Genomic DNA, 22,526 nt, shown 5'->3' with positions numbered 1-22,526 from the left:
GGACTTTCCCATGCGCATCCGCACCCGCCTTTTCGTCTCCTTCGGCGCCGTTCTCGTTCTGGCCAGCGCCTCCGGCCTTCTCGGCATCCAGAAGCTCGCCGAGGGCAACGACCGAATGGAGGCCTTCGTCGCCGGCCCCTTCGACCGGAGCCTCAAGATCGCCGCGCTGCGCGACACGGTCGCCCAGGCGCGCCAGACGGCCAACGACACGATCCTGTCGCATGTCGATCAGGAGATCGCCGATGGCCAGGCGCGTTACGACGGGCTGATCAAATCGGTGCAGGCCCAGCTCGAGGCGCTGCGGGTCGGGGCCTCGGCCGACACCGGCAGCGATCTCGATCGGATGAAGGGCGAGCTTCAACAGTTCGACATTCTGGCGCGCAAGGCCTCCGGCCTCGCCGCTCAAAACGACTCGGCGCGCGCGTCCGAGCTCGACCGTGACAAGATCCGCCCCATCGGCGGCCGGCTCGATCTGTCGATCGGCAGCTTGCGCGACGAGATCGTGCTTCTCGACGGCCCGGAAACCGCGATCACGACGGCAGGGCAGTTGCGCGCCGACGTGCCGACGCTCCGCCGTCTTCTGATCCGCAGCCTGTCGGAAACCGACGATGCCGCGCTCGGCCAACTCGCGGAGCGCGCGCAGACCTTCGTCGTGGCGATCGACCAGAAGCTCGCCCGCCTTACCAAGGCGCTTGCCGTCGCCAAGATCGACGCGCCGGCCATGCCGCGCGTGCAGGCGCTCTGGACCGAATTCAAGCCGCTGGCGAACGAGCTTCTGCAGCGGGGCGTCGCCAATTCCACCTTCCATGCAAGCCAGATCCTGCGCGCCGACATCGCGCCGATCCTGGCGCGCATCCAGGACGACCTGACCCGCTTCAGCGAGGCGGAGCAGCGGGCCGCCGAGGCGACCGTCGCGAAGGATCGGGCGGCCTTCGAGGCGACGCGCCTTCTCCTGATCGCCTGCTGCGGCCTCGCGGTGCTCTTCGGTCTGTTCGCGGCGTTCCGCATGTCGGTTTCCGTGGCGCGCGGTCTCAAGCGCTCGCTCGACATGGCCAGGACGATCGGCTCGGGCGATCTGACCCGTGTCGAGGACGTGAAGGCCCGCGACGAGTTCGGCGACCTGCAGCGCGCCACCAATGCCATGACGCTGCAGCTGCGCGAGATCGTCGGCGACGTCGTCGGCTCGGCCCGGCAGGTGACGTCCGGCGCCGTGCAATCGGCGACGGCCTCCGAGCAGCTGTCCTCCGGCGCCACGGAACAGGCGGCGGCCTCCGAGCAGGCCTCGGCCGCGATCGAGGAAATGGCGGCCAATGTCCGCCATACGTCGGAAAACGCCGTCACCACCGAGAAGATCGCCTCCCAGGCCTCGACCCGCGCTGCCAAGGGCGGCGAGGCCGTCACGCGCTCGGTCGACGCCATGCGCACGATCGCCGAAAAGATCGCGATCATCCAGGAAATCGCCCGCCAGACCGACCTTCTGGCCCTCAACGCGGCCATCGAGGCGGCGCGCGCGGGCCAGCACGGCAAGGGCTTCGCGGTCGTGGCCTCGGAAGTGCGCAAGCTCGCCGAGCGCTCGCAGAAGGCGGCGGCCGAGATCGGCACGCTGTCGGTCGAAACGCTTCATGTCTCGGAAGAAGCGGGCGAGATGCTGAACCAGCTCGTTCCCGACATCCGCAAGACGGCCGAACTCGTGACCGAAATCTCGGCGGCCTGCCGCGAACAATCGGTCGGCGTGGACCAGATCAACCAGGCGATCCAGCAGCTCGATCAGGTGACGCAGTCCAACGCGGGCGCCGCCAACGAGATGGCGGCGACGGCCGAGCGGCTATCCCTGGAAGCGGGGCGCCTGGAAACGCGCGCCGGTTTCTTCAAGCTGAGCGAGACGGCTGGGGTGCCGCCGACGGAGGCCTCGATGTCCGCCGCGTCCGGCACGGTCACGCCCCTGCCGGCACGCCGCGCTCCCGTCCGCGCGCCTGCCCAAAAGGCGAGCGGTCCAGCCGACCGAGCGAACGGATTCGACCTCGACATGGAAATGGATTTCGACCGACTCAGCGCCTGACATCGCGACCGGTCGGACTTCAAAAGGAGGGCGCGCCCGCGATCGGCGCGCCCTCTGCGTTTCAGGCGCCCGCATTGGCGGCGATGGGACGGGCAAAGGGGAGGTGACCTCTGCGACCCACCTCGACCAGAAACCGAAAAGCGCGAAAGCGATCGAGCGCGGGCAAGCGACCGGTTGCGGCCAGATGACCGACTGTATCGGGACCATGCGAGACGATCGCCTCACTTGGGTGCGCCAACTCGGTTGAAGATGCTTTGCTCGACAATCAACGGAAGCGGTCGATTGGAAAGGCCTCGGATTGACGGACCATTCTTCCTATGACCACGATTGAACGGTTGCCGGACTTATACAGCGGTTGATACTTCCTCTTCCGCGCTGATATTTTTGGAGCAGGAAGCGCAATGCCGATATCTTACCTTTATATAGTCGATCGTACTATGGCATCTGCCGCACAACAAATCTGGAGAGATCAGGAGTTTTTCGCGATCGAGCAGCAGACGTCCTACCCGGATGCTTCGCAGGGCGGTATCAGAAAAGCGGCTGCGGGTGGCGTCAGCAGTATGGAAAAACTACCGCCAGCTACAGCAGGCTACGTTTTCTTCATCGATCAGTCCACGTCGATCGTACCGGAAGCTTCATCCCATTACGTCATCAAAAACACCCTCATGTATGGCGGCGATTTCTACGTTGCGACCATTTTGAATGCGCTGGGGGTTTATACTGTCAAGAGCATCGTCAAGTCGCCGTTCGAGCCGGTATCTCTTACGGAGAGGGTGATCGCGAAAAATATGACGCGTGAACAGATTCGCTTGGCGATGCAGGTGACGCCTGCCCAAATCCAGTCGATGATGGAGGGCCAATACGTTTCAGAGGGTCCAGGCAGCGAGTCCACGCCGCCGTCCAGGTCCCAAGCACCCGCAAACGCTCAGCAGAGGTTCGCTCCGGGGAAGCCTGGCGCTGGAGCCCATGCGCCGCGGCTGGGAATCGGGTCGCATCGGCGGCCTCCCGCGAAAGGGACGGATCTCCCCTGAGAACCGTTGCATGAAATGGTTGAAGGCGTCCGCCATCGTCGCGGATGCTCGCCAAGCGCGGACGGATGTCCGCCTCAGGTCCGCCGGACATGTCAGGCGAGCCCTCGTCGGGTGGCGTCGTCTGTCCGCAGCCGTCAGCGGCCACACCCGTCTCGCCTTCTCCGATCCCGCCGAGGTCGTATCCGATCTGGATGGAAATCGAGCAACTCGAAAACGCGGACGGCTTCAAGATAGCGGTCGTCGTGGAAAATTGCGAAGCAAGCGCACGCTCGCGCTGAACGGGCCGGGAACAAACTGTGCCGGGTTTTCGCGCGCCACATCGCGCACTGAGGCTCGGTCTGTCTGATCTCTCGTGAAGGTGGAACCCCTAACTTCTCAGAGGTTTTGCTGGCTGGGGAACCTGGATTCGAACCAAGACTAGCGGAGTCAGAGTCCGCTGTTCTACCCTTAAACTATTCCCCAGCATGGAGCGTATCGCAGTTTCGATCCGCTCCGCTCGCCTCGGTCAGCTTGGCTGTCCGTTGCGGCGATGAAGGGGCATGTAGTCGATTCGATTGGAGGCGTCAATCGGTTTTCGACATCGGGCCTCGTCATCGACGCGTCGTCGACGTGTCGTCGACGTGTCGTCGACGGGGATGGGGCGCGCGACGAGGGCCCGGATCGGGAGCCCTGCCGCGAAAATCCGTGGGGCGGGTGCTGCGGTGGCCAAGGGGTGCCTTGTGAAAAAATGGCGGATGGCTACACTTCGATCCAACGAAACGGCCCCTCGCGGGCCGAGGGAGCGCGCCTTGCGCCGCTCCGGAGATTTGAAGTGATCCATGACACGAGACAGGGGCGATCAGCGAAGAAGGTAAAGGACGGAAGCGGGTTCGGGATCGAAGGGTTTTCCGGGCAGCCCAGCGGCGGTGAACGACGGGGAGGGGAGCCGAACGAGGCCCGCTCGCCGCGCCCGCCCGCCGGCGCGCCCGACAGCAAGCCTGCCGGGGCCAAACCGTCCAAGCGCCAGAAGCGCCGTCGCCGCAAGAACAACGCTCCCGCCGCTCCGCCGTCCAGCGGAGGGGCTTTGCGCGAGCTTCCGCCCGCTCTCGGCGCCAAGGTGGCCGAGGCCGAACGCGTCCTGCGCGAGCGCAAGGGCGGCGCACAGGCGCGCCCCGCGCCGGCCAAGAATCGCCGCCGCCGAAAGGGGCGCGCGGGCTTTCCGCCGGCGCCCGCCGGGGGCGGCGCGCCCGCCGCCCGGCCCGCCGCGCCGCCCGCCATCGAGGCGCCGGCCGTCGCGCGGTCTGCCGCGTCCGGCGGCGCGCATCGCGTTCCCGCCTATGCGGCGCTGGATCTCGGCACCAACAATTGCCGCCTCCTGATCGCGGTGCCGACGCGCCCGGGGCAGTTCCGGGTGATCGACGCCTTCTCGCGCATCGTGCGGCTCGGCGAAGGTCTGGGGCGCACGGGCAGCCTGGCGGCGACCGCGATGGACCGCGCCGTGGCGGCGCTCGAAATCTGCAGTCAGAAGCTCTCGGCGCGCGAGATTCGCGGCGCGCGGCTGATCGCGACGGAAGCCTGCCGCTCGGCCGCCAACGGGCGCGAGTTCATCTCCCGCGTCCAGCGCGAAACCGGGCTGCGGCTCGAAATCGTCAGCCGCGAGACCGAGGCGCGGCTCGCCGTCTCCGGCTGCGGCTCGCTGATCGACCGGACGGCGCGCGGCGCGGTCCTGTTCGACATCGGCGGCGGCTCGTCGGAAGTGGCGCTGCTCGATCTCAGGCGCGGCGCCAGCCGGCGGCTCGCCAACAATATCGTCGGCTGGACCTCGCTTCCGGTCGGCGTCGTGACGCTGGCCGAGCGCCATGGCGGGCGCAACGTGACGCCCGAACTGTTCGAGCGCATGGTGAGCGAGGTCGAGGCCATGATCCAGGCCTTCCCCGGGCGCAACCGGCTGGCCGACATCGTGGGGCGCGACGGGTTCCACCTTCTGGGGACGTCCGGCACGGTGACGACGCTGGCCGGAATCCAGCTCGAACTCGAGCGCTACGACCGGCGGCAGGTGGACGGGCTCTGGCTCGCCGACAAGGACGTGGACACGCTGGTCAATCGACTGCTCGGCTGGAGCTTCGAAGAGCGCGTCGCCAACCCTTGCATCGGCTCTGATCGGGCCGATCTGGTTCTGGCGGGCTGCGCGATCCTTCAGGCGATCCGCCGGGCGTGGCCGGCCAAGGTCCTGCGCGTGGCCGATCGGGGCCTGCGCGAAGGATTGCTGACGGAAATGATGGTGGCGGACGGCGTGTGGCGCCGGCCGTCTTATGCAGGCACAGGACAGACGGGATCGGGCGCGTGACGGGTTCGGGACGAGGCGACGATCGCGGGCTGACGGTCCGCGTCAAGAAGAAGCGCGGGTTGAAGGTCTCCTCCCGCCGCTGGCTGGAGCGCCAGTTGAACGATCCCTATGTGCGCCGCGCCAAGGCGGACGGGTATCGCTCGCGCGCGGCCTACAAGCTGATCGAGATGGACGACCGCTACAAGCTCCTGAAGAAGGGGATGCGCATCGTCGATCTCGGCGCTGCCCCCGGCGGCTGGTGCCAGGTGGCGGTGGAGCGCACGGCGCTGAAGCCGGACGACGCACTGGTGGTCGGCATCGACTATCTGCCGGTCGACCCCATCCCCGGCGCGACGATCCTGGAGCTCGACTTCCTGGACGACAGCGCGCCCGAACGGCTGATCGAGGCGCTCGGCGGCGACCCCGACATTGTCCTGTCCGACATGGCGGCCCCGACCACGGGTCATCGGCGCACGGACCATCTTCGCACGCTGCACCTGTGCGAAGTGGCGGCGGATTTCGCGATCCGCACGCTTCGCCCCGGCGGCCACTTCCTGACGAAGACCTTCCAGGGCGGCACGGAAGGCGAGCTGCTGGCGCTTCTCAAGAAGAACTTCCGCTCGGTCCACCATGTGAAGCCGCCGGCCTCGCGCGACGGGTCGGTGGAGCTTTACGTTCTCGCCAAGGATTTTCGCGGGCGTCGCAAGGCGGATGCGGAGGGCGACGAGGACGAGGGCGAAGAGGCTTCGTCGGAGGACTGAGCTCTTCCACAGGATCAGCCACAAGAAAGGGGCGGCTCGCGGAGCCGCCCCTTTTTTCGTTGGCGATCGCCTATTCGGCGGGAACGCGCCGCCCGGCGACCTCCGCCCCGGCATCGGCCGGAAGGCGCAGGAAGGCGAGGGTGGAGAGGAGCGCCGCGGCGCCGACCACGAAGAAGGCGAGCGAGAAGTCGCCGAGCGTCGCGGCCTCGCGCCCATGCCAGATCATGCTGGCTTCCAGCACCGCGCCGGCCGTCGCGACGCCGCCCGCGATGGCGATCTGCTGGAAGGCGGCGAGAAGCGCCGTGGCGTCGCCCGTCCGCGCCTGAGGCACGTCGGCGAAGGCCATCGTGTTGACGCTCGTGAAGAAGAGCGAGCGGAAGAAGCCGCCGATCAGGAGAAGAAGCAGGAGAACCACGAGCGGGATGTCGGGCCGGTAGAAGCCGAGCGCGCCCATCAGGAGCCCGCCGACCACGCCGGCGCCGAGCAAGGTGACCCGGAAGCCGAACTGCTTGAGAATCGGCTTCACCAGCGTCTTCATCATCATGGCGCCGCCGATCGAGACCGCGCTGATGAGCCCCGATTCGAAGGGGGAATAGTCGAGCCCGAGCTGCAGCATCAGCGGGAACAGGAAGGGCACGGCGCCCGCGCCGATCCGAAACACGCCGCCGCCGACCACCGCCGCCCGCAGCGTCGGAATGCGGAACAGACGCAGTTCCACGACCGGACGCTCATGCCGCCGGGCATGGCGGACATAGACGAGCGCGAAGGCGAGGCCGATCACCGTCGTCGCGACGCCGACCGAGGGCGGCAGGGCCGGCAGGGAAACGACCGAGAGGCCGAACACGACGCCCGCGCAGGCGAGTCCGGACAGGACGAAGCCCGTCCAGTCGAACCGAACCTCGGGCATCGGCTCGATGAAGGGGAGGAAGCGCTGCGCGAGCATCATGCCGATGATGCCGATCGGCAGGTTGATGAAGAAGATCCAGCGCCAATCCGCATAGGTCGAGATCGCGCCGCCGAGCGGCGGGCCGATCAGGGGGCCGATCAGGGCGGGAATCGTGAACCAGGCCATGGCCGAGACGAGATCGGAACGCGGCACGGCGCGAACGAGAAGAAGCCGGCCGACCGGCGTCATCATGGCGCCGCCGATCCCCTGGAGGAAGCGCGCCGCGACGAAACCCTCCAGCGAATTGGCGAAACCGCAGGCGAGCGAGCCGAGCATGAACACGCCGATTGCCATCTGGAACACGGCGCGCGCGCCGAACCGATCCGCCATGCGCCCCGAGATCGGAATGAACACGGCGAGCGAGACGTAGTAGCTGGTCAGCGCCAGCTTCAGCGCGATCGGGCTCGTGCCGATGTCGCGGGCGATGGTGGCGAGCGAGGTGGCGATGACCGTCGAATCGATGTTCTCCATGAACAAGGCGACGGCGAGAACCACGGGAACGATGCGTTTCACGGGACGAGTATCCGAGGCGAGCGGAACGGACAAATTCGGGCGACGGGACGACGAAGAGAGACGCTCTTCGTGGGCCGCCACCCGAGCTGGCGCGGGGACGCGCAGTCCGGCTTCCCTTGGGGCCCGGCTGATCCGGCGAGCGGGCGAGAGCCGCTTGTCGTCGGGCGGGCCACGAGTGAAGCCGGCGCGGATCGCCCCTTGCGCCGACGAAAAGATAAGTGCGCCGTAACAACGGCGAAACGGCGGAAGCGTTGCCCCTCGGAGATGACACGGCCGGCTTGTCACGAAAAGGGGAGCGGCTTGCCGGTGCGGGCTCAAATCGTATGTAGCTCTGACATTGCCGGTGACATCCGCACCGAGACTGGCGCTTTCGTCGGTCGCGCCTAGCTTTGGGGAGAAGCCTTATGTCTCGAACCCTCCGCTTCAATCGCCGCGAGGCGATCGCCCTGACCGCGAGCGGTCTGGCGGCCACGGGTCTGGGGCTTGGCCCCGCTGCGGCGCAGACCGCGCCGGCGGAGGCGACAACATCGGAGACGATCATGACGAGCGAGGACACCCATCCCCTGGCGCCCGGCTGGCACCGCCTCTCGCTGGGCGAGGCCCGCGTGACGGTCGTGCTCGACGGCGTTCGCCCCGGCGAAGGGCCGCATCCGACTTTCGGCGAGGACCAGACCGCCGAGGCGGTCGGTGATCTCATGGCGGCGAACCGCCTACCGCGCGACCGTTTCGTCAATTTCTTCAACGTGGTGATCGTGGAGACGGGCGGGCAGACCGTGCTGGTCGACACGGGCTTTGGCGAAGGCGGCCGCGCCAACGGCATGGGCCTTCTGCGCCAGCGCATGCAGGCCGCCGGCTACCAGCCGGAGGATATCGACGTCGTCGCGCTCACCCATCTGCATGGCGATCATATCGGCGGCTTGAGCGAAGGTGGCGCACCGGCCTTCCCCAATGCCTCCTATGTCGTCGGCCGGCAGGAAATGGAGTTCTGGACCTCGGACGAGGCCAGGAACGGCCCGCGCGCCGAGAATGCCAAGGCTGTCGAGGCAAAGCTCGGCCCTCTGAAGGACAAGACCCGCCTCGTCGAGGATGGCGGCGAGGTCGTGCCGGGAATGATCGCGCGCGCCGCCTTCGGCCACACGCCCGGCATGCTCTGCTTCGAGGTCGGCTCGGGCGACACGATGGTCGTGCTGACGGCCGACACGTTCTCGCAGTTCGTCGTGTCCTTCCAGAAGCCGGACTGGCAGGTGCGCTTCGATCAGGACAAGAACGCCGCGGCCGAAACGCGCCGGCGCTGGGCGGACAAGCTCGCGCAATCCGGCACGCCGCTCATCGGCTATCACCTGCCGTTCCCGGGGATCGGCTATGTGCAGGACGAGGGCGACTCCTTCCGCTTCGTGCCGGAAACATACCAGACCCTCGTTTCCGGCTAGGCGCAGCGGCTTTCCTTCCGGGAGGCTCCGTGCTACGAGCCCGTGCCAATCCTCGACAATCCGGCGCCCCCTAAAGGCGCCGCATTCCATTTAAGGACTGGCCCATGGCTCGCATCATCGAAACAGCCACCGGTGCGCTCGCGCTCACCTTCGACGACGTGCTGCTGCAGCCGGGTCATTCCGAGGTCATGCCGGGGCAGGTCGATGTGCGTACCCGGATCACCCGCTCGCTCCATCTGAACATTCCGATGCTTTCCGCCGCCATGGACACGGTGACGGAATCGCGCCTCGCCATCGCCATGGCGCAGGCCGGTGGCATCGGCGTCATCCACCGCAACCTGACCCCGGCCGAGCAGGCCGAAGAGGTCCGGCAGGTGAAGAAGTTCGAATCGGGCATGGTGGTGAACCCCGTCACGATCGGCCCCGACGCGACGCTCGGTGACGCGCGCGCCCTCATGCAGATCCACCGCATTTCCGGCATTCCGGTGGTCGAGAACGGCGGCAAGGGCGGCCAGACCAAGGGCCGGCTCGTCGGCATCCTGACCAATCGCGACGTGCGCTTCGCTTCCGACGATCGCCAGAAGATCTTCGAGCTGATGACGCGCGAGAATCTCATCACCGTGCGCGAGAATGTCGATCAGGCCGAGGCCAAGCGCCTTCTGCACAAGCATCGCATCGAGAAGCTGCTCGTGGTGGACGGCGAGGGCCATTGCATCGGCCTCATCACCGTCAAGGACATCGAGAAGTCGCAGCTGAACCCCAACGCCGCCAAGGATGCGCAGGGTCGTCTCCTCGCGGCCGCCGCGACCAGCGTCGGCGATGACGGGTTCGAGCGCGCCGAGCGCCTGATCGACGCCGGCATCGATCTCATCGTCATCGACACCGCGCATGGCCATTCGCAGCGCGTGCTGGACGCGGTGGCCCGCGTCAAGAAAATGTCCAACGAAGTCCAGATCATCGCCGGCAATGTCGCGACGCCGGGTGGCACGCAGGCGCTGATCGACGCGGGCGCGGACGGCGTGAAGGTCGGCATCGGCCCGGGCTCGATCTGCACGACGCGCATCGTGGCCGGCGTCGGCGTGCCGCAGCTCTCGGCGATCATGGATGCGGTCAATGTCGCCGACAAGGCGGGCGTGCCCATCATCGCCGATGGCGGCATCAAGTTCTCCGGCGATCTCGCCAAGGCGCTGGCGGCGGGCGCCTCGGCGGCCATGGTCGGCTCGCTTCTGGCCGGCACCGAGGAAAGCCCCGGCGAGGTCTATCTGCACCAGGGCCGCTCGTTCAAAGCCTATCGCGGTATGGGCTCCGTCGGCGCCATGGCGCGCGGCTCGGCCGATCGCTACTTCCAGGCCGAAGTGCGCGACACGCTGAAGCTCGTGCCGGAAGGCATCGAGGGGCAGGTGCCCTACAAGGGCCCGGTCGGCAACGTCATTCACCAGCTGACCGGCGGCCTGCGCGCCGCCATGGGCTATACGGGCGCGGCGACGCTCGAGGAGTTCCGCCAGAAGGCGACCTTCGTGCGCATCTCCAACGCAGGCCTGCGCGAGAGCCACGCCCATGACGTGACGATCACCCGCGAAAGCCCGAACTATCCGGGCTTCGGCGCCTAAGGCTCCGCGACGATCCGATCAGATCGAGGCCGGCGATGCTCGTGTGTCGCCGGCCTTGTCATGTCCGCTTCCCTCACTGGGGCCGAGGCAGGCGCGGATCATTTCGGCGAGCCGCTCGAAATCGGAGCGCCGGCCCGACGAGGTGCGAAAGGCGAGCGCCAGATGGCGCGAGGGAACGGGCGCTTCGAAGGGCAGGAAGCGGATGCCCCCGGCGCGCGCTTCGGTCTCCACCGCGCTCTGCGGCACGAGCGTGACGCCGAGGCCGCCGGCGACCATGCGCATCAGCGTGGTGAGGCTCGTCGCCCCCAGCGTCGCCAGATCGCGCTGTTCCACGATGCGGCAGACATCCAGCGCCTGGTCGCGCAGGCAATGGCCTTCCTCCAGAAGAATCAGCCGCTCGTTTTCCAACTGGCCGGGGGAGACCGGAACGGGAATGCGATCACCGCTCCCTTCCGGCACGGCCAGAAGAAACGGGTCCTCGCAGAGGGCAATGGTGGAGACGCCCTTGCGCTCCACCGGCAGAGCCTGAACCACGCAGTCGAGATCGCCGCGCGAGAGTTCGTCGGCGAGCACCGCCGTCACGTTCTCGCGCACACCGACCGTGAGGCGCGGATAGGAACGGGCGAGCTCGGCCAGAAGACCGGGCAGGAGATAGGGCGCGAGCGAGGCGATGATGCCGATGCGCAATTGGCCGACCAGAAGCTCGCCATGGGCCTCGGTGAGTGCTTCGAGGTCGCGCACCTCGGCGAGAATCCGCCGCACCCGCCGCTTCACCCGCTCGCCCTCCGGCGTCAGCGCGACGCCCGTGGACCGGCGCTCGAAGAGAGCGGCGCCGAAATGCTCTTCGAGCTGCGCGATCTGCGCCGAAAGCGCGGGCTGGGAAATGTTGAGACGGCGCGCGGCCTGCCCGAAATGCAGGGTCTCGCTGAGGGCCTCGAAATAGCGGAGCTGGCGGAGCGTGAGCATGCCGATCAGATAAACTGATCGGGAGGCATTGGAAATACGATTGGAAATTATCGAGAGAATCGGTTGGAATGGTTCTCAACTTCATATGGAGGCCATGATGACCGACAGACCCCGGTTGACGACCACCGCTGGCGCGCCGCTTTCGAGCAACCAGAATTCCAAGACCGTCGGCCGCAACGGCCCCGTGCTTCTGGAAGACTATCAGCTCATCGAGAAGCTGGCCCACCAGAACCGCGAGCGCGTTCCCGAGCGCGTCGTCCACGCCAAGGGCTGGGGCGCTTTCGGCACGCTGACCGTGACCGAGGACATCACGCGCTATTCGCGCGCGAAGGTCTTCTCCGAAGTCGGCAAGAAGACCGAGATGCTGGCCCGCTTCTCGACGGTGGCCGGCGAGCAGGGCGCGGCGGATGCCGAGCGCGACGTGCGCGGCTTCTCGCTGAAGTTCTACACCGAGGAAGGCAACTGGGACATCGTCGGCAACAACACGCCGGTCTTCTTCGTCGCCGACCCCTACAAGTTCCCGGACTTCATCCACACGCAGAAGCGCCATCCGCGCACCAACCTGCGCTCGGCCACGGCCATGTGGGACTTCTGGTCGCTCTGCCCGGAATCGCTGCATCAGGTGACGATCCTGATGTCGGATCGCGGCATCCCGGTCGACCCCTCGCGCATGAACGGCTACGGCTCGCACACGTTCTCCTTCTGGAACGATCAGGGCGAGCGCTTCTGGGTGAAGTTCCACTTCAAGACGAAGCAGGGTCACAAGACCTTCACGAACGAAGAGGCCGAAAAGGTCATCGCCAAGTCGCGCGAGAGCTACCAGGAAGCGCTCTACGGCATGATCGAGGACGGCCAGTTCCCGAAGTGGGACTTCTTCGTGCAGATCATGCCGGAGCTGGAAGCCGAGGAGTTCGAGAAGAAGACCGGCTGGAGCGCGTTCGACCTCACCAAGGTCTGGCCGCACGGCCTGTACCCGCTCATCAAGGTCGGCGAGTTCGAGCTGAACCGCAACCCGGACAACTACTTCACCGATATCGAGCAGTCGGCCTTCAACCCGTCCAACGTGGTGCCGGGCATCGGCTTCTCGCCGGACAAGATGCTGCAGGGCCGTCTCTTCTCGTATCCGGACGCGCACCGCTACCGCATCGGCGTCCACTACGAGTCGCTCGAGGTCAACAAGCCGCGTTCGCCGGTGAACCACTACAATCGCGACGGCTCGATGCCCTTCGGCCTGCGGACCAACCCGGACGCCTATTACGAGCCCAACTCGTTCGGCGGCCCGGTGGAAGACCCGAGCGTGGAAGAGCCGCCGCACCGCTATAGCGGCCAGGTCGGCCGCTACGAGTATCGCGCCGAGGCCGATCACTACTCGCAGCCCCGCGCGCTGTTCCAGATGTTCGACGACGCCCACAAGGAGCGCCTGTTCAAGACGATCGCGGGCGCCATGCAGGGCGTGCCGGAGTTCATCGTGGAGCGTCAGCTCGGCCATTTCGAGAAGGTCCATGCGGACTACGGCGCCGGCATCCGCCGCGCGCTGGCCGCCCAGGGCCGCGACGACGAGCAGGCCAGCCTGACCACCAGCCACTCGGCCGCCGCCGAGTAAGCGGGGCGATCGATCCGAGATGAAGAGGGCCGGGAGCGATCCCGGCCCTTTTGCTTTTGCGCCATCCCCTTCGTGCCGATGGCTTGAGATTGCGCCGCCGCGAAACTACCAAGCAGGTCAGAGACGAGAAGAAGGAAGCCATCATGCGGCTGGGCGGACGGATCGCGGCGGCGGTCGAGGTGATCGAGGACATGACGGCACGCCGCCGTCCGGTGGCCGACGCGCTGAAGGACTGGGGCCTCGCCCATCGCTTCGCCGGCTCGGGCGACCGATCGGCCATCGGCAACATGGTCTATGACGTCCTGCGCCGACGCCGCTCGCTGGCGCACCGCATGGGAAGCGATGCGCCGGCCGCGCTCGTCTTCGGCGCCGTGCTCGACGCGGGCCAGACGCCCGACGGCCTGCGGGCCGCGCTGGAGGGCGATCGCTTCGCCCCGCCGCTGCCGGGCGAGGACGTGCTCCAGCGTTTCCTGTCGGGTGACGGTTTGAAGGACGCCCCGGAGGTGGTCGCCGCCGATGTGCCGGACTGGCTGGGCCAACCGCTTGAAGCCTCGCTCGGGGCCGATTGGGTCGCGGAAGCACGCGCCCTGTCCGACCGGCCGCCGCTCGACATGCGCGCCAATCTCCTGAAGGCGCAGCGGGACGACGTTCTGGCGGAGCTGAAGCCCTTCGCGGCCGAGCCCATGCCGCTCTCGCCCTGGGGGCTGCGCATCGCGCCGATCGAAGGCGAGGGGCGTCATCCCAACGTCCAGGTCGAGCGTGGCTTCCAGACCGGCCTCTTCGAGATTCAGGACGAGGGCTCGCAGATCGCCGCGCTTCTCGCGGGGGCCGAACCCGAGACCCGCATTCTCGACTATTGCGCCGGCGCGGGCGGCAAGACGCTGGCGCTCGCCGCCGCCAGCGGTAACGCGGCCGAGATCCACGCCTTCGACGCCGACCGCCAGCGCCTCGCGCCAATCTGGGATCGCCTCGCGCGCGCCGGAGCGGAGGGCGTCGAGGTTCACAACCCCCGCGACGATCTCGCCCCGCTGCATGGCACCATGGACCTCGTTCTGGTGGACGCGCCTTGCACGGGCGCGGGCACCTGGCGCCGTCGGCCGGACGCGAAATGGCGGCTGAGCGAAGCGCAACTGCAAAAGCGCATGGGCGAACAGGACGCGGTTCTCCAGAAGGCCTCCGCCTTCGTGAAGCCCGGCGGTCGTCTCGCCTATGTCACCTGTTCGGTGCTGCGCGAGGAAAATGCAGCCCGTGTGGAGGCTTTCCTGGCCGCCCATTCCGCGTTCCGGCTTTGCGACGCAGAGGCGATCTGGGCCGAGACGCTGCCGGATGCGCCCAAAGCCTACCATGCCGAGCGGCTGGCGGACGGCGCGGTGCTGACGCTGACGCCGCTGCGCTCGGGAACCGACGGTTTCTTCTTCGCCCTGTTGGAGCGCGCGGCATGAAGTCGGCGATCGCCCTTGTCGTCTTCCTCGCCGTCTCGCTCGGCGGCGGCGCCTGGATCGGCACGATCGCCCGGCCGGACGGCTGGTATCGCCATCTCGACAAGCCCTGGTTCAACCCGCCGGACTGGATCTTCGCGCCGGTCTGGTCAGTGCTCTATGTGCTGATCGCGCTCGCCGGCTGGCGCGTCTGGCAATCCGGCAACCGGAAGGCGCTGACGGCCTGGATGATCCAGATGGCGCTGAACTTCCTTTGGCCGCCGCTCTTCTTCAACGCCCATGCAACCCTGCCGGCCCTCGTCATCATTCTCGGCTTGCTCGCGTCGATCCTGATTTTTCTGGCGCGCGCCGGGGCGCGGGACCGCTTCGCCTTCTGGTGCTTCGTGCCCTATGCCATGTGGGTGTCCTATGCCGCGCTGCTCAACGCCGCGATCCTGAGGCTGAACGGATGAGCGAGGCCGCAACCCACGCACTCGAGACCTGGGGCGGCCGACGGCTCCTCTTCGTCATGGCGGCGCCTGCCGAATATGGCCCGGAGCTTCAACGCCGCATCCGCCCGTTGATGACCGGCATCGGCCCGATCGAAGCCGCGCTCGAAACCGGCATTGCCCTTCAGCGCCTGCGGGATCAGGGCACGCCGCCCGATCTCCTCGTCTCGCTCGGCTCGGCCGGCGCGCGCCATCTGGAGCAGGGGCGCGTTTATCAGGCCTCCAGCGTCTCCTGGCGCGACATCGACGCCTCACCGCTCGGCTTCACCAGGGGCGTGACGCCGCTGGTGGATCATCCCGTCGCCGTGCCGCTCGCGACGCCCTTGCCGGGCATTCCGGCCGCGCGGCTTTCCACGGGCGGCAATGTCGTGTCGGGCCTCGGCTACGAGACGATCGACGCCGATATGGTGGACATGGAGACCTTCGCCGTGTGGCGCGCGGCGCATCGCTTCGCGGTGCCGCTTCTGGCGCTTCGCGGCATTTCGGACGGTGTGGAGGAACTCCGCCAATACACCGACTGGACGGCGCTTCTTCCGACGCTCGACCGCGAACTGGCGCTCGCGCTCGATCTTTTGAAGCGTGGCCTCGAGGAGAACGCGCTGACCTTCTGAAAGTGGCCGGAGGCGTTGAGCCCCCGGCCGCTCGATTTTATTCGGCCTTCAGGAAGTCGCCGACTTCGAGCTTCACGAACTCGTTGTCGTCGGCCTTGTCGAGCGCGCGACCGGCCGAGAAGGGGAAGTTGTTGTCGTTGCCGACGATGATATGTGTCTCGTCCAGTCGGTCGACATTCTCGATCGTGACGAAGGGCATGTCGTAGACGCCGTCTTTGGAGCCCTGGCTTGCGACGCCCTTCGGGTCCTTGATGTCCAGAAGATCGATATAGCCGATCTTGCGCACCGCCTTGCCGACCGTCTCGTCGTCGAGCGCGATCTTGTAGACGCGCTTGACCTTGGCGGGCGTCGCGAAGCAATCGAGCTTCGCCTCGCCCTGGCAGGCCTGTGCCGCGCGGCCGGCGCCATTGTCGCGCTCGATCACGAGGCCGGTCTTCTCGTCCAGCATGTTGAAATCGCCGATCGCGGCGCCGCCGGCGCTCAGCGGATAAAGCCAGGAGCGCCCGGTCCAGTCGCCCGTCTTGACGTCGAACTCGGCGATGCGAAGGGCGGTGCGTCCGTCCTCGGTCTTCTCCGGCGCGCCGTCCTTGAAGATCGGCCCTTCCAGGAGCGCGAGAAGGTGCGTGCCGTCCTTGGACAGGGCCATGCCCTCGAAACCGCCCGAGCGCTTCAGATTGAAGGCGGGGAGGGGCTTCGTCGGATCGGCCGGCAGGTTCAGCGTCGGATTGTCGGGCGAGCGGACGGTGACGTCGCCGATCTTCGTCTCATGGACGGAGAGCAGCTTGCCGGTCTTGTCGACATGCAGGAGATAGGGGCCGAACTCCTCGCCGATCCAGAACCCGTCCTCGGTCGGCTGGATGGATTCGACGTCGAAATCGGCGCCGGTCAGATAGCGCTTCTCCGCGCCTTCCAGAACGATCGGGAAGGGCGCGACATGGTCGGGGTCGGTGAGGAAGATCGTTTCCTGCCGCTCCACGCCGCCCTTCTCCCAGTCGATGCGCAGCTTGTGCAGCATCAGCGCGGCGTCGCTGGAATTGGCCTTGGTGCCGAAGCCGTTGTCGGAAAGGCTCCAGAACGTGCCGTCCGGCATGGTCCTGATGCCGGAAAAGCCCTGCACGGCCTGACCATCCAACGGCAGGCCGTAGCCGGTCGCGCGCAGGCCGTCCTTGCCGGGCACGGAGCCGAGCGCCACCGTGCGCTTGCGGTCGGGCGTCGTGAACTTGCCGGCCTGGCGCAGATGCTCGGGCGCGTCCGCAGGTGCGGGTAGCGTCGTGTCGGCGGGGAGCACGGCCTGCGCTTCCAGCGTCGCAGGGAAGGCGCGGCCTTCGAGGGCCTCGTCGGCGAAGGCCGGGAAGGCGCCGAGCGCGAGAAGGGCGGTGAGCGTGAGAATCGGTTTCATAGGATGTCTCCGAGGGGGCGGAATGCGGCGGAGAACACAAGGGAACCATGACAGGAGGGCTACGAGCCGGCGACGCTTGCGTGACAAAACGCGTCGCGGCGGCCCGCCGGACCGGCAGGCTCTTGCCTTTTGCAGCGCCTTATCTAGAAGTCCGCCATGACCCAGCACCTCGATACCATCCTCATCGTCGATTTCGGCTCCCAGGTCACGCAGCTCATTGCGCGGCGCGTGCGCGAGGCCGGCGTCTATTCCGAGATCGTGCCGTTCCAGTCGGCGGAAGAAGGCTTCCGCCGGTTGAACCCGAAGGCCGTGATCCTCTCCGGCTCGCCCGCGTCCACCACCGAGGAAAACTCGCCGCGCGCGCCCGAGATCATCTTCTCGTCCGGCATTCCGGTTCTCGGCATCTGCTACGGCCAGCAGACCATGTGCGCCCAGCTCGGCGGCCGGATCGAAGGCGGGCTGCATCGCGAATTCGGCCGCGCCTTCCTCGAAGTGCAGAAAGCCTCGCCGCTCTTCGACGGCATCTGGGCCGAGGGCACGCGCCATCAGGTCTGGATGAGCCATGGCGACCGCGTCACCGCGCTGCCCAAGGGTTTCGAAATCATCGCCGCCTCGCCGGGCGCGCCCTTCGCCGCCATCGCCGACGAAGCCCGCCGCTTCTACGGCGTGCAGTTCCACCCGGAAGTCGTCCACACGCCGGATGGCGCCAAGCTCATTTCCAATTTCGTCCACCGCATCGCGGGTCTCAAGGGCGACTGGACCATGGCCGCCTTCCGCGAGCAGGCGGTGCAGGAAATCCGCGCCAAGGTCGGCGATGCCCGCGTCATCTGCGGCCTGTCGGGCGGCGTCGATTCCTCGGTCGCGGCCATCCTCATCCATGAGGCGATCGGCGATCAGCTGACCTGCATCTTCGTGGATCACGGTCTCCTGCGCATGGGCGAGGCAGAGCAGGTCGTCGGCATGTTCCGCGACCATTACAACATCCCGCTCGTCCACGTTCAGGCGCAGGACCTCTTCATCGGCGCGCTCGAAGGCGAGATGGACCCCGAGGTCAAGCGCAAGACGATCGGCCGCCTCTTCATCGAGACCTTCGAGGCCGAGGCGAAGAAGATCGGCGGCGCCGACTTCCTGGCGCAGGGCACGCTCTATCCGGACGTCATCGAAAGCGTGTCCTTCACCGGCGGTCCGTCGGTGACGATCAAGTCGCACCACAATGTCGGCGGTCTGCCCGAGCGCATGAACATGAAGCTCGTGGAGCCGCTGCGCGAGCTCTTCAAGGACGAGGTGCGCGAGCTTGGCCGCGAACTCGGCCTGCCCGAGCAGTTCGTCGGTCGCCATCCGTTCCCCGGCCCGGGTCTCGCCATCCGCTGCCCCGGCGGCATCACGCGCGAGAAGCTGGAGATCCTGCGTCAGGCGGATGCGATCTATCTCGACGAAATCCGCAAGGCCGGCCTCTACGACGCGATCTGGCAGGCCTTCGCCGTGCTCCTTCCCGTTCAGACGGTCGGTGTCATGGGCGACGGGCGCACCTACGAGTTCGTCTGCGCCCTGCGCGCCGTGACCTCGGTGGACGGCATGACGGCGGATTTCTACGCCTTCGACATGGAGTTCCTCGGCAATGCCGCGACCCGCATCATCAACGAGGTCAAGGGCATCAACCGCGTCGTCTACGACGTGACGTCCAAGCCGCCCGGCACGATCGAGTGGGAATGATCCGCTCGCCCGGCTAGGGCGACGACGGATCGGCAGGACCAAAGCGCCGGCGGACCTCGACAGGACCGCCGGCGTTTTTGCGTTCGGAGGAGGGGCTGGGAGCGCTGGACGGAGGAGAGGCCAACATCATGCCGGTTTGGGGCCGGATACGCTGTGCGGGCCGCGATGGCGGGCAGAGGGCTTCTCGGGAAGGTGTTCCCGGATCGAGTTGGGAAGCGCCCGTCGTAAAGGCTCTTCAGGGGTCGGATTGGGTGCGCCCTCGCATCACCTCGTCGCGGCGTCGATCGCATGGAGGGAGCTGAACGGACGCGTTGGATCCATCTGCGAGCAGAGGAAGCTTGCGGTCGGATCGGGGGCGAATGACGAGGTCCGACTGCCCAGTAAGGGGCTGGAAACCTCGAGGGCTCGAATGGTGGGCGTGACAGGGATTGAACCTGTGACCCCTACGATGTCAACGTAGTGCTCTCCCGCTGAGCTACACGCCCATTCGATGAAGCGCATAGACCATGACGGCGGCCGGTCGTCAAGGATGAATCGCGCGAAATCCATGGCGCGAAGCGGGACGTGCGCGACGCTGCGCGTTGCATATCCAGGAAGGGAAGGAAGGGGTCGGATGGTGGGCGTGACAGGGATTGAACCTGTGACCCCTACGATGTCAACGTAGTGCTCTCCCGCTGAGCTACACGCCCAACCGACGAGGCGGATAGACCATGGATCGCGTGAGTCGTCAAGAATGTGAAAGCGGCGTGACAGGCTGAAACGCGACGGGAAACACCGAACACCGCCGCTCGATTACGACGGTACGAAGAATGATGATGATGGAATGACATTTCGAATGGTGGGCGTGACAGGGATTGAACCTGTGACCCCTACGATGTCAACGTAGTGCTCTCCCGCTGAGCTACACGCCCATTCGATGACGCGCTTATGACCATGTCACGGCGGCGAGGTCAAGCGATTCCCGCCGCCGATCGATGGTGTCAGGCGGCGTCCTGGAGCATCTTGCCGACTTCCTCGACCAGCTCGCGCAGGTGGAAGGGCTTGGACAGGATCTTGGCGTCTTTCGGCGCCTTGGAGTCCGGGTTCAGAGCGACGGCGGCGAAGCCCGTGATGAACATGACCTTGAGGTCGGGGTCGAGCTCGGTGGCGCGGCGCGCCAGTTCGATGCCGTCCATCTCGGGCATGACGATGTCGGTGAGCAGGAGCGAGAAGGGCTCTTCGCGCAGCCGCTCGTAGGCCGAGCCGCCATTGTCGTAGGCCGTCACCTCGTAGCCCGCCTTTTCGAGCGCCTTGGCGAGGAAGCGGCGCATGTCGTTGTCGTCTTCGGCCAAAAGGATTTTGTACATTCGTCCATGTCCGTCTGCCGGGATGGAGCCCCGGATGAAAGCCCGTTTCCAACAATCCATTTAGCAGATTGCTTAAACAAGGGCTAAGTGGAATGTTCAGGAGAATTCCCGACCTTATATTCGACGCAGAAGGCTTAAGAAAGGGGAAGGAGCACCGTTGCAGACCGCCATACCGAGCTTCGAAACGGCGGCCGGCGCATGCCCAGCCTTCGAGATCGTCGAACCCACCGACCAGACCCTTCCCTTCGTCTTCTGCTCGCCCCATAGCGGCCGGGCCTATCCGAGCCGCTTCATCGCGCAGAGCCGTCTCGGACCGGACGCCATCCGGCGCTCGGAAGACCTGTTCGTCGATCAGCTGTTCGACTTCGTGCCGGCGCTCGGCGCGCCCTTTCTCCTCGCGCGGTTTCCGCGCGCCTATCTCGACGTCAATCGCGAGCCCTACGAGCTCGACCCCGGCATGTTCGACGGGCCGCTGCCCGATTTCGTGAACGCGGCCTCCGTGCGGGTCGCCGGCGGTCTCGGCACGATCCCGCGCATCGTGGCCGAGCGCGAGGAAATCTACGGCACGAAGCTGCCGCTGACGGAAATCACGGATCGCGTCGACGCGATCTATTTCCCGTTTCACGAGGCGCTGGAAGCGCTGATCGAGCGCACGCGCCGCCGCTTCGGCTTCGCGATCCTCGTGGACTGCCATTCCATGCCGTCCTCGGTTCGGCTCCTGCCGGGCGGCCGGCGGGCGGACATGGTGGTGGGCGATCGGTTCGGCACAAGCGCGCTGCACGCCTATGTCGTGATGGTGACGCAGCGCCTCGGCGCCATGGGCTACGAAGTGACACGCAACAAGCCCTATGCGGGCGGCTTCATCACCGAGCGCTACGGCCGGCCGCGACGCGGCGTCCACGCCATCCAGATCGAGATCAACCGCGCGCTCTATGCCGACGAGGCGGCCTTCTTGCCCCATGACGGGTTCGGAGCGCTTCGGCGCGACCTGTGGAGCCTCGTGACCTGTTTCGCCGACGAGGTGGAAACCGGCTGGCGCGGCGAGATGGCGGCGGCGGCGGAATAGCAGAGCGCCGCCGCGCGACGCGATTTCGGCGCGAGGCGGCTTGGCCTCGCCCCGCGCGCGGGTCCATATGGGCGGCGCTTCTGCCGAGAGGATTCGCCCATGCAACTCCCCGATGCCGACTTTCTCTTCCGCCTCGCCGACGTGGCGGCCAAGGAAACGCTGCCGCGTTTTCGCCAGCCGCTGCTCATCGATAACAAGCCGCGCGAGGGCTATACGTTCGACCCGGTGACGGAAGCCGATCGCGAAGCCGAAAAGGCGATCCGCCGCGTGATCGAGGAGGTGTTTCCCGCCCACGCAATTCTCGGCGAGGAATTCGGCCGCACGGGCGAGGGCGATCTGCTCTGGGTGATCGACCCGGTGGACGGAACGCGGCCCTTCATCTGCGGCGTTCCCGTCTGGGGCACGTTGATCGGCCTCACCGTGAAGGGCGTCGCCCAGTTCGGCATCATGAGCCAGCCCTATACGGGCGAGCGCTTCTGGGCGACGCCGGAGGGGGCCTGGAGCGACGGGCCGCTCGGCCGGCGCACGCTGCAGGTGCGCGATATCGGAGGCCTGGAAAGCGCGACGCTCTTCTCCTCTGCGCCCGAGCTGTTCCATTCGCCGCTCAAGGAGCGGTTCCAGTCGCTGGTGGATTCGGTTCGCCTGACGCGTTTCGGCGCCGATTGCTACGCCTTCGCCATGCTGGCCTCGGGCCATGTCGATATCTGCGTCGAGCCCGGCTTGCAGCCCTACGACATCGTGGCGCTGACGCCGCTCGTGGAGAAGGCGGGCGGCGTCATCACGACCTTCGATGGCGGGCGTCCCGAGGAGGGCGGCGACGTCATCGCCGCCGCGACGCCGAAGCTGCACGAAGCGGCGCTGCGAATCCTCAACGGCTGATCGGCTGGAGCGGGCGGACTAGTCCGCCCCGGCGGAGCGATCCGCCCAAGCGGCTCAGTCCGCCCGGGCGGACTAGAGCGTTTCAGGTTTTGACGGAAGCATAGCCTGCGTTTTCGAAGTAGTTTGCGCATTCGTCGGACGGGATGGTGGTGACGAGGTGGCCGACGTGTCGCCACGTTTCCTCGATGGTCCGCTTCTGGGCCATGCGCATCCAATGCTTGATCTTGGCGAAGGCCTGTTCGATCGGATTGAGGTCGGGCGAGTAGGGCGGCAGGTACCAGAGCCGTGCCCCGGCCGCCTGGATCATCCGGCGGATCTCGGCCGACTTGTGCGAGCCGAGGTTATCCATGACGACGATGTC

18 protein-coding genes and 4 tRNA genes are annotated in these 22,526 nt (G+C 66.8%); 13 read left to right on the top strand and 9 right to left on the bottom strand.

Annotation, left to right across the window (positions count from 1 at the left end; genetic code table 11):
• Nucleotides 1-10: 10 nt before the first annotated feature.
• Complete coding sequence (locus B146_RS25875) at nt 11-2,059, top strand: HAMP domain-containing methyl-accepting chemotaxis protein (RefSeq protein WP_019996733.1); 2,049 nt, start codon at nt 11-13, stop codon at nt 2,057-2,059.
• A 437-nt stretch (nt 2,060-2,496) separates the two neighbouring features.
• The gene (locus B146_RS0112235; RefSeq protein ID WP_155897480.1) at nt 2,497-3,090 is read left to right on the top strand and encodes a hypothetical protein; all 594 of its coding nucleotides are present in this window, start codon (nt 2,497-2,499) and stop codon (nt 3,088-3,090) included.
• A 388-nt stretch (nt 3,091-3,478) separates the two neighbouring features.
• Here B146_RS0112235 and B146_RS0112225 read toward each other — a convergent pair.
• Nucleotides 3,479-3,552: transfer RNA gene (locus tag B146_RS0112225), tRNA-Gln, on the bottom strand.
• A 349-nt stretch (nt 3,553-3,901) separates the two neighbouring features.
• Between B146_RS0112225 and B146_RS25870 the strand changes: the two genes are divergently transcribed.
• Both B146_RS25870 and B146_RS0112215 read left to right on the top strand, forming a co-directional pair.
• Nucleotides 3,902-5,416, top strand: coding sequence for a Ppx/GppA phosphatase family protein (locus tag B146_RS25870; RefSeq protein WP_407638558.1), 1,515 nt, complete (start codon nt 3,902-3,904; stop codon nt 5,414-5,416).
• Nucleotides 5,413-6,156, top strand: coding sequence for an RlmE family RNA methyltransferase (locus B146_RS0112215; RefSeq protein ID WP_019996730.1), 744 nt, complete (start codon nt 5,413-5,415; stop codon nt 6,154-6,156). The genes B146_RS25870 and B146_RS0112215 overlap by 4 nt, the downstream gene beginning before the upstream one ends.
• 70 nt (nt 6,157-6,226) lie before the next feature.
• Here the strand turns inward: B146_RS0112215 and B146_RS0112210 are convergent, their stop codons facing one another.
• Entirely contained in the window at nt 6,227-7,615 is a 1,389-nt protein-coding gene (locus B146_RS0112210) for an MFS transporter (protein WP_019996729.1), read from the bottom strand.
• A gap of 404 nt (nt 7,616-8,019) precedes the next feature.
• On the opposite strand from B146_RS0112210, the gene B146_RS0112205 reads away from it, so the two are divergent.
• Entirely contained in the window at nt 8,020-9,045 is a 1,026-nt protein-coding gene (locus B146_RS0112205) for an MBL fold metallo-hydrolase (RefSeq protein WP_019996728.1), read from the top strand.
• A gap of 104 nt (nt 9,046-9,149) precedes the next feature.
• The gene (gene guaB, locus B146_RS0112200; protein ID WP_019996727.1) at nt 9,150-10,655 is read left to right on the top strand and encodes an IMP dehydrogenase; all 1,506 of its coding nucleotides are present in this window, start codon (nt 9,150-9,152) and stop codon (nt 10,653-10,655) included.
• An 18-nt stretch (nt 10,656-10,673) separates the two neighbouring features.
• Here guaB and B146_RS0112195 read toward each other — a convergent pair whose 3' ends face one another.
• Nucleotides 10,674-11,621 carry a hydrogen peroxide-inducible genes activator gene (locus B146_RS0112195; protein ID WP_019996726.1) on the bottom strand — a complete coding sequence of 316 codons (948 nt, stop codon included), beginning with the start codon at nt 11,619-11,621 and terminating at the stop codon, nt 10,674-10,676.
• A 97-nt stretch (nt 11,622-11,718) separates the two neighbouring features.
• Between B146_RS0112195 and B146_RS0112190 the strand changes: the two genes are divergently transcribed.
• The 4 genes from B146_RS0112190 (at nt 11,719) to B146_RS0112175 (ending at nt 15,762) form a co-directional block, all read left to right on the top strand.
• On the top strand, nt 11,719-13,224 hold the full coding sequence (locus B146_RS0112190) for a catalase (RefSeq protein ID WP_040408545.1): 1,506 nt from the start codon (nt 11,719-11,721) through the stop codon (nt 13,222-13,224).
• A gap of 143 nt (nt 13,225-13,367) precedes the next feature.
• Complete coding sequence (locus B146_RS0112185) at nt 13,368-14,666, top strand: RsmB/NOP family class I SAM-dependent RNA methyltransferase (protein WP_026358565.1); 1,299 nt, start codon at nt 13,368-13,370, stop codon at nt 14,664-14,666.
• Entirely contained in the window at nt 14,663-15,115 is a 453-nt protein-coding gene (locus B146_RS0112180; RefSeq protein ID WP_019996723.1) for a TspO/MBR family protein, read from the top strand. The genes B146_RS0112185 and B146_RS0112180 overlap by 4 nt, the downstream gene beginning before the upstream one ends.
• Nucleotides 15,112-15,762 carry a 5'-methylthioadenosine/S-adenosylhomocysteine nucleosidase gene (locus B146_RS0112175; protein ID WP_019996722.1) on the top strand — a complete coding sequence of 217 codons (651 nt, stop codon included), beginning with the start codon at nt 15,112-15,114 and terminating at the stop codon, nt 15,760-15,762. Before B146_RS0112180 ends, B146_RS0112175 begins: the two co-directional genes overlap by 4 nt.
• Nucleotides 15,763-15,799: 37 nt before the next feature.
• Here the strand turns inward: B146_RS0112175 and B146_RS0112170 are convergent, their stop codons facing one another.
• Nucleotides 15,800-17,161 carry an esterase-like activity of phytase family protein gene (locus tag B146_RS0112170; RefSeq protein ID WP_019996721.1) on the bottom strand — a complete coding sequence of 454 codons (1,362 nt, stop codon included), beginning with the start codon at nt 17,159-17,161 and terminating at the stop codon, nt 15,800-15,802.
• A gap of 156 nt (nt 17,162-17,317) precedes the next feature.
• Between B146_RS0112170 and guaA the strand changes: the two genes are divergently transcribed.
• Nucleotides 17,318-18,874 carry a glutamine-hydrolyzing GMP synthase gene (gene guaA, locus B146_RS0112165; protein ID WP_019996720.1) on the top strand — a complete coding sequence of 519 codons (1,557 nt, stop codon included), beginning with the start codon at nt 17,318-17,320 and terminating at the stop codon, nt 18,872-18,874.
• Between the two features lie 410 nt (nt 18,875-19,284).
• Here guaA and B146_RS0112160 read toward each other — a convergent pair.
• The 4 genes from B146_RS0112160 to cpdR form a co-directional block, all read right to left on the bottom strand.
• Nucleotides 19,285-19,359 (bottom strand) — tRNA-Val (locus B146_RS0112160).
• Nucleotides 19,360-19,488: 129 nt separating this feature from the next.
• Nucleotides 19,489-19,563, bottom strand: a tRNA-Val gene (locus B146_RS0112155).
• Between the two features lie 147 nt (nt 19,564-19,710).
• Nucleotides 19,711-19,785, bottom strand: a tRNA-Val gene (locus B146_RS0112150).
• Between the two features lie 69 nt (nt 19,786-19,854).
• Nucleotides 19,855-20,220: a cell cycle two-component system response regulator CpdR gene (cpdR, locus tag B146_RS0112145; RefSeq protein WP_019996719.1), complete on the bottom strand. Its 366-nt coding sequence runs from the start codon at nt 20,218-20,220 to the stop codon at nt 19,855-19,857.
• Nucleotides 20,221-20,377: 157 nt separating this feature from the next.
• On the opposite strand from cpdR, the gene B146_RS0112140 reads away from it, so the two are divergent.
• Nucleotides 20,378-21,286 (top strand): N-formylglutamate amidohydrolase, encoded by a 909-nt coding sequence (locus B146_RS0112140; protein WP_019996718.1) that lies wholly within the window; start codon nt 20,378-20,380, stop codon nt 21,284-21,286.
• 99 nt (nt 21,287-21,385) lie between these two features.
• Nucleotides 21,386-22,165 (top strand): histidinol-phosphatase, encoded by a 780-nt coding sequence (gene hisN, locus B146_RS0112135; protein ID WP_019996717.1) that lies wholly within the window; start codon nt 21,386-21,388, stop codon nt 22,163-22,165.
• Between the two features lie 82 nt (nt 22,166-22,247).
• On the opposite strand, the gene B146_RS0112130 is transcribed toward hisN, so the two are convergent.
• Nucleotides 22,248-22,526, bottom strand: a 279-nt coding sequence (locus B146_RS0112130; RefSeq protein WP_019996716.1) for a transposase, incomplete at its 5' end; no start/stop codon positions are given.

This window comes from Aureimonas ureilytica DSM 18598 = NBRC 106430 (genome assembly GCF_000382705.1).
In the GTDB taxonomy this organism is placed as follows: Bacteria; Pseudomonadota; Alphaproteobacteria; order Rhizobiales; family Rhizobiaceae; genus Aureimonas; species Aureimonas ureilytica.
The sequence above is the reverse complement of the archived record's forward strand: the minus strand, read 5'-3'. Positions and strand labels throughout refer to the sequence as shown.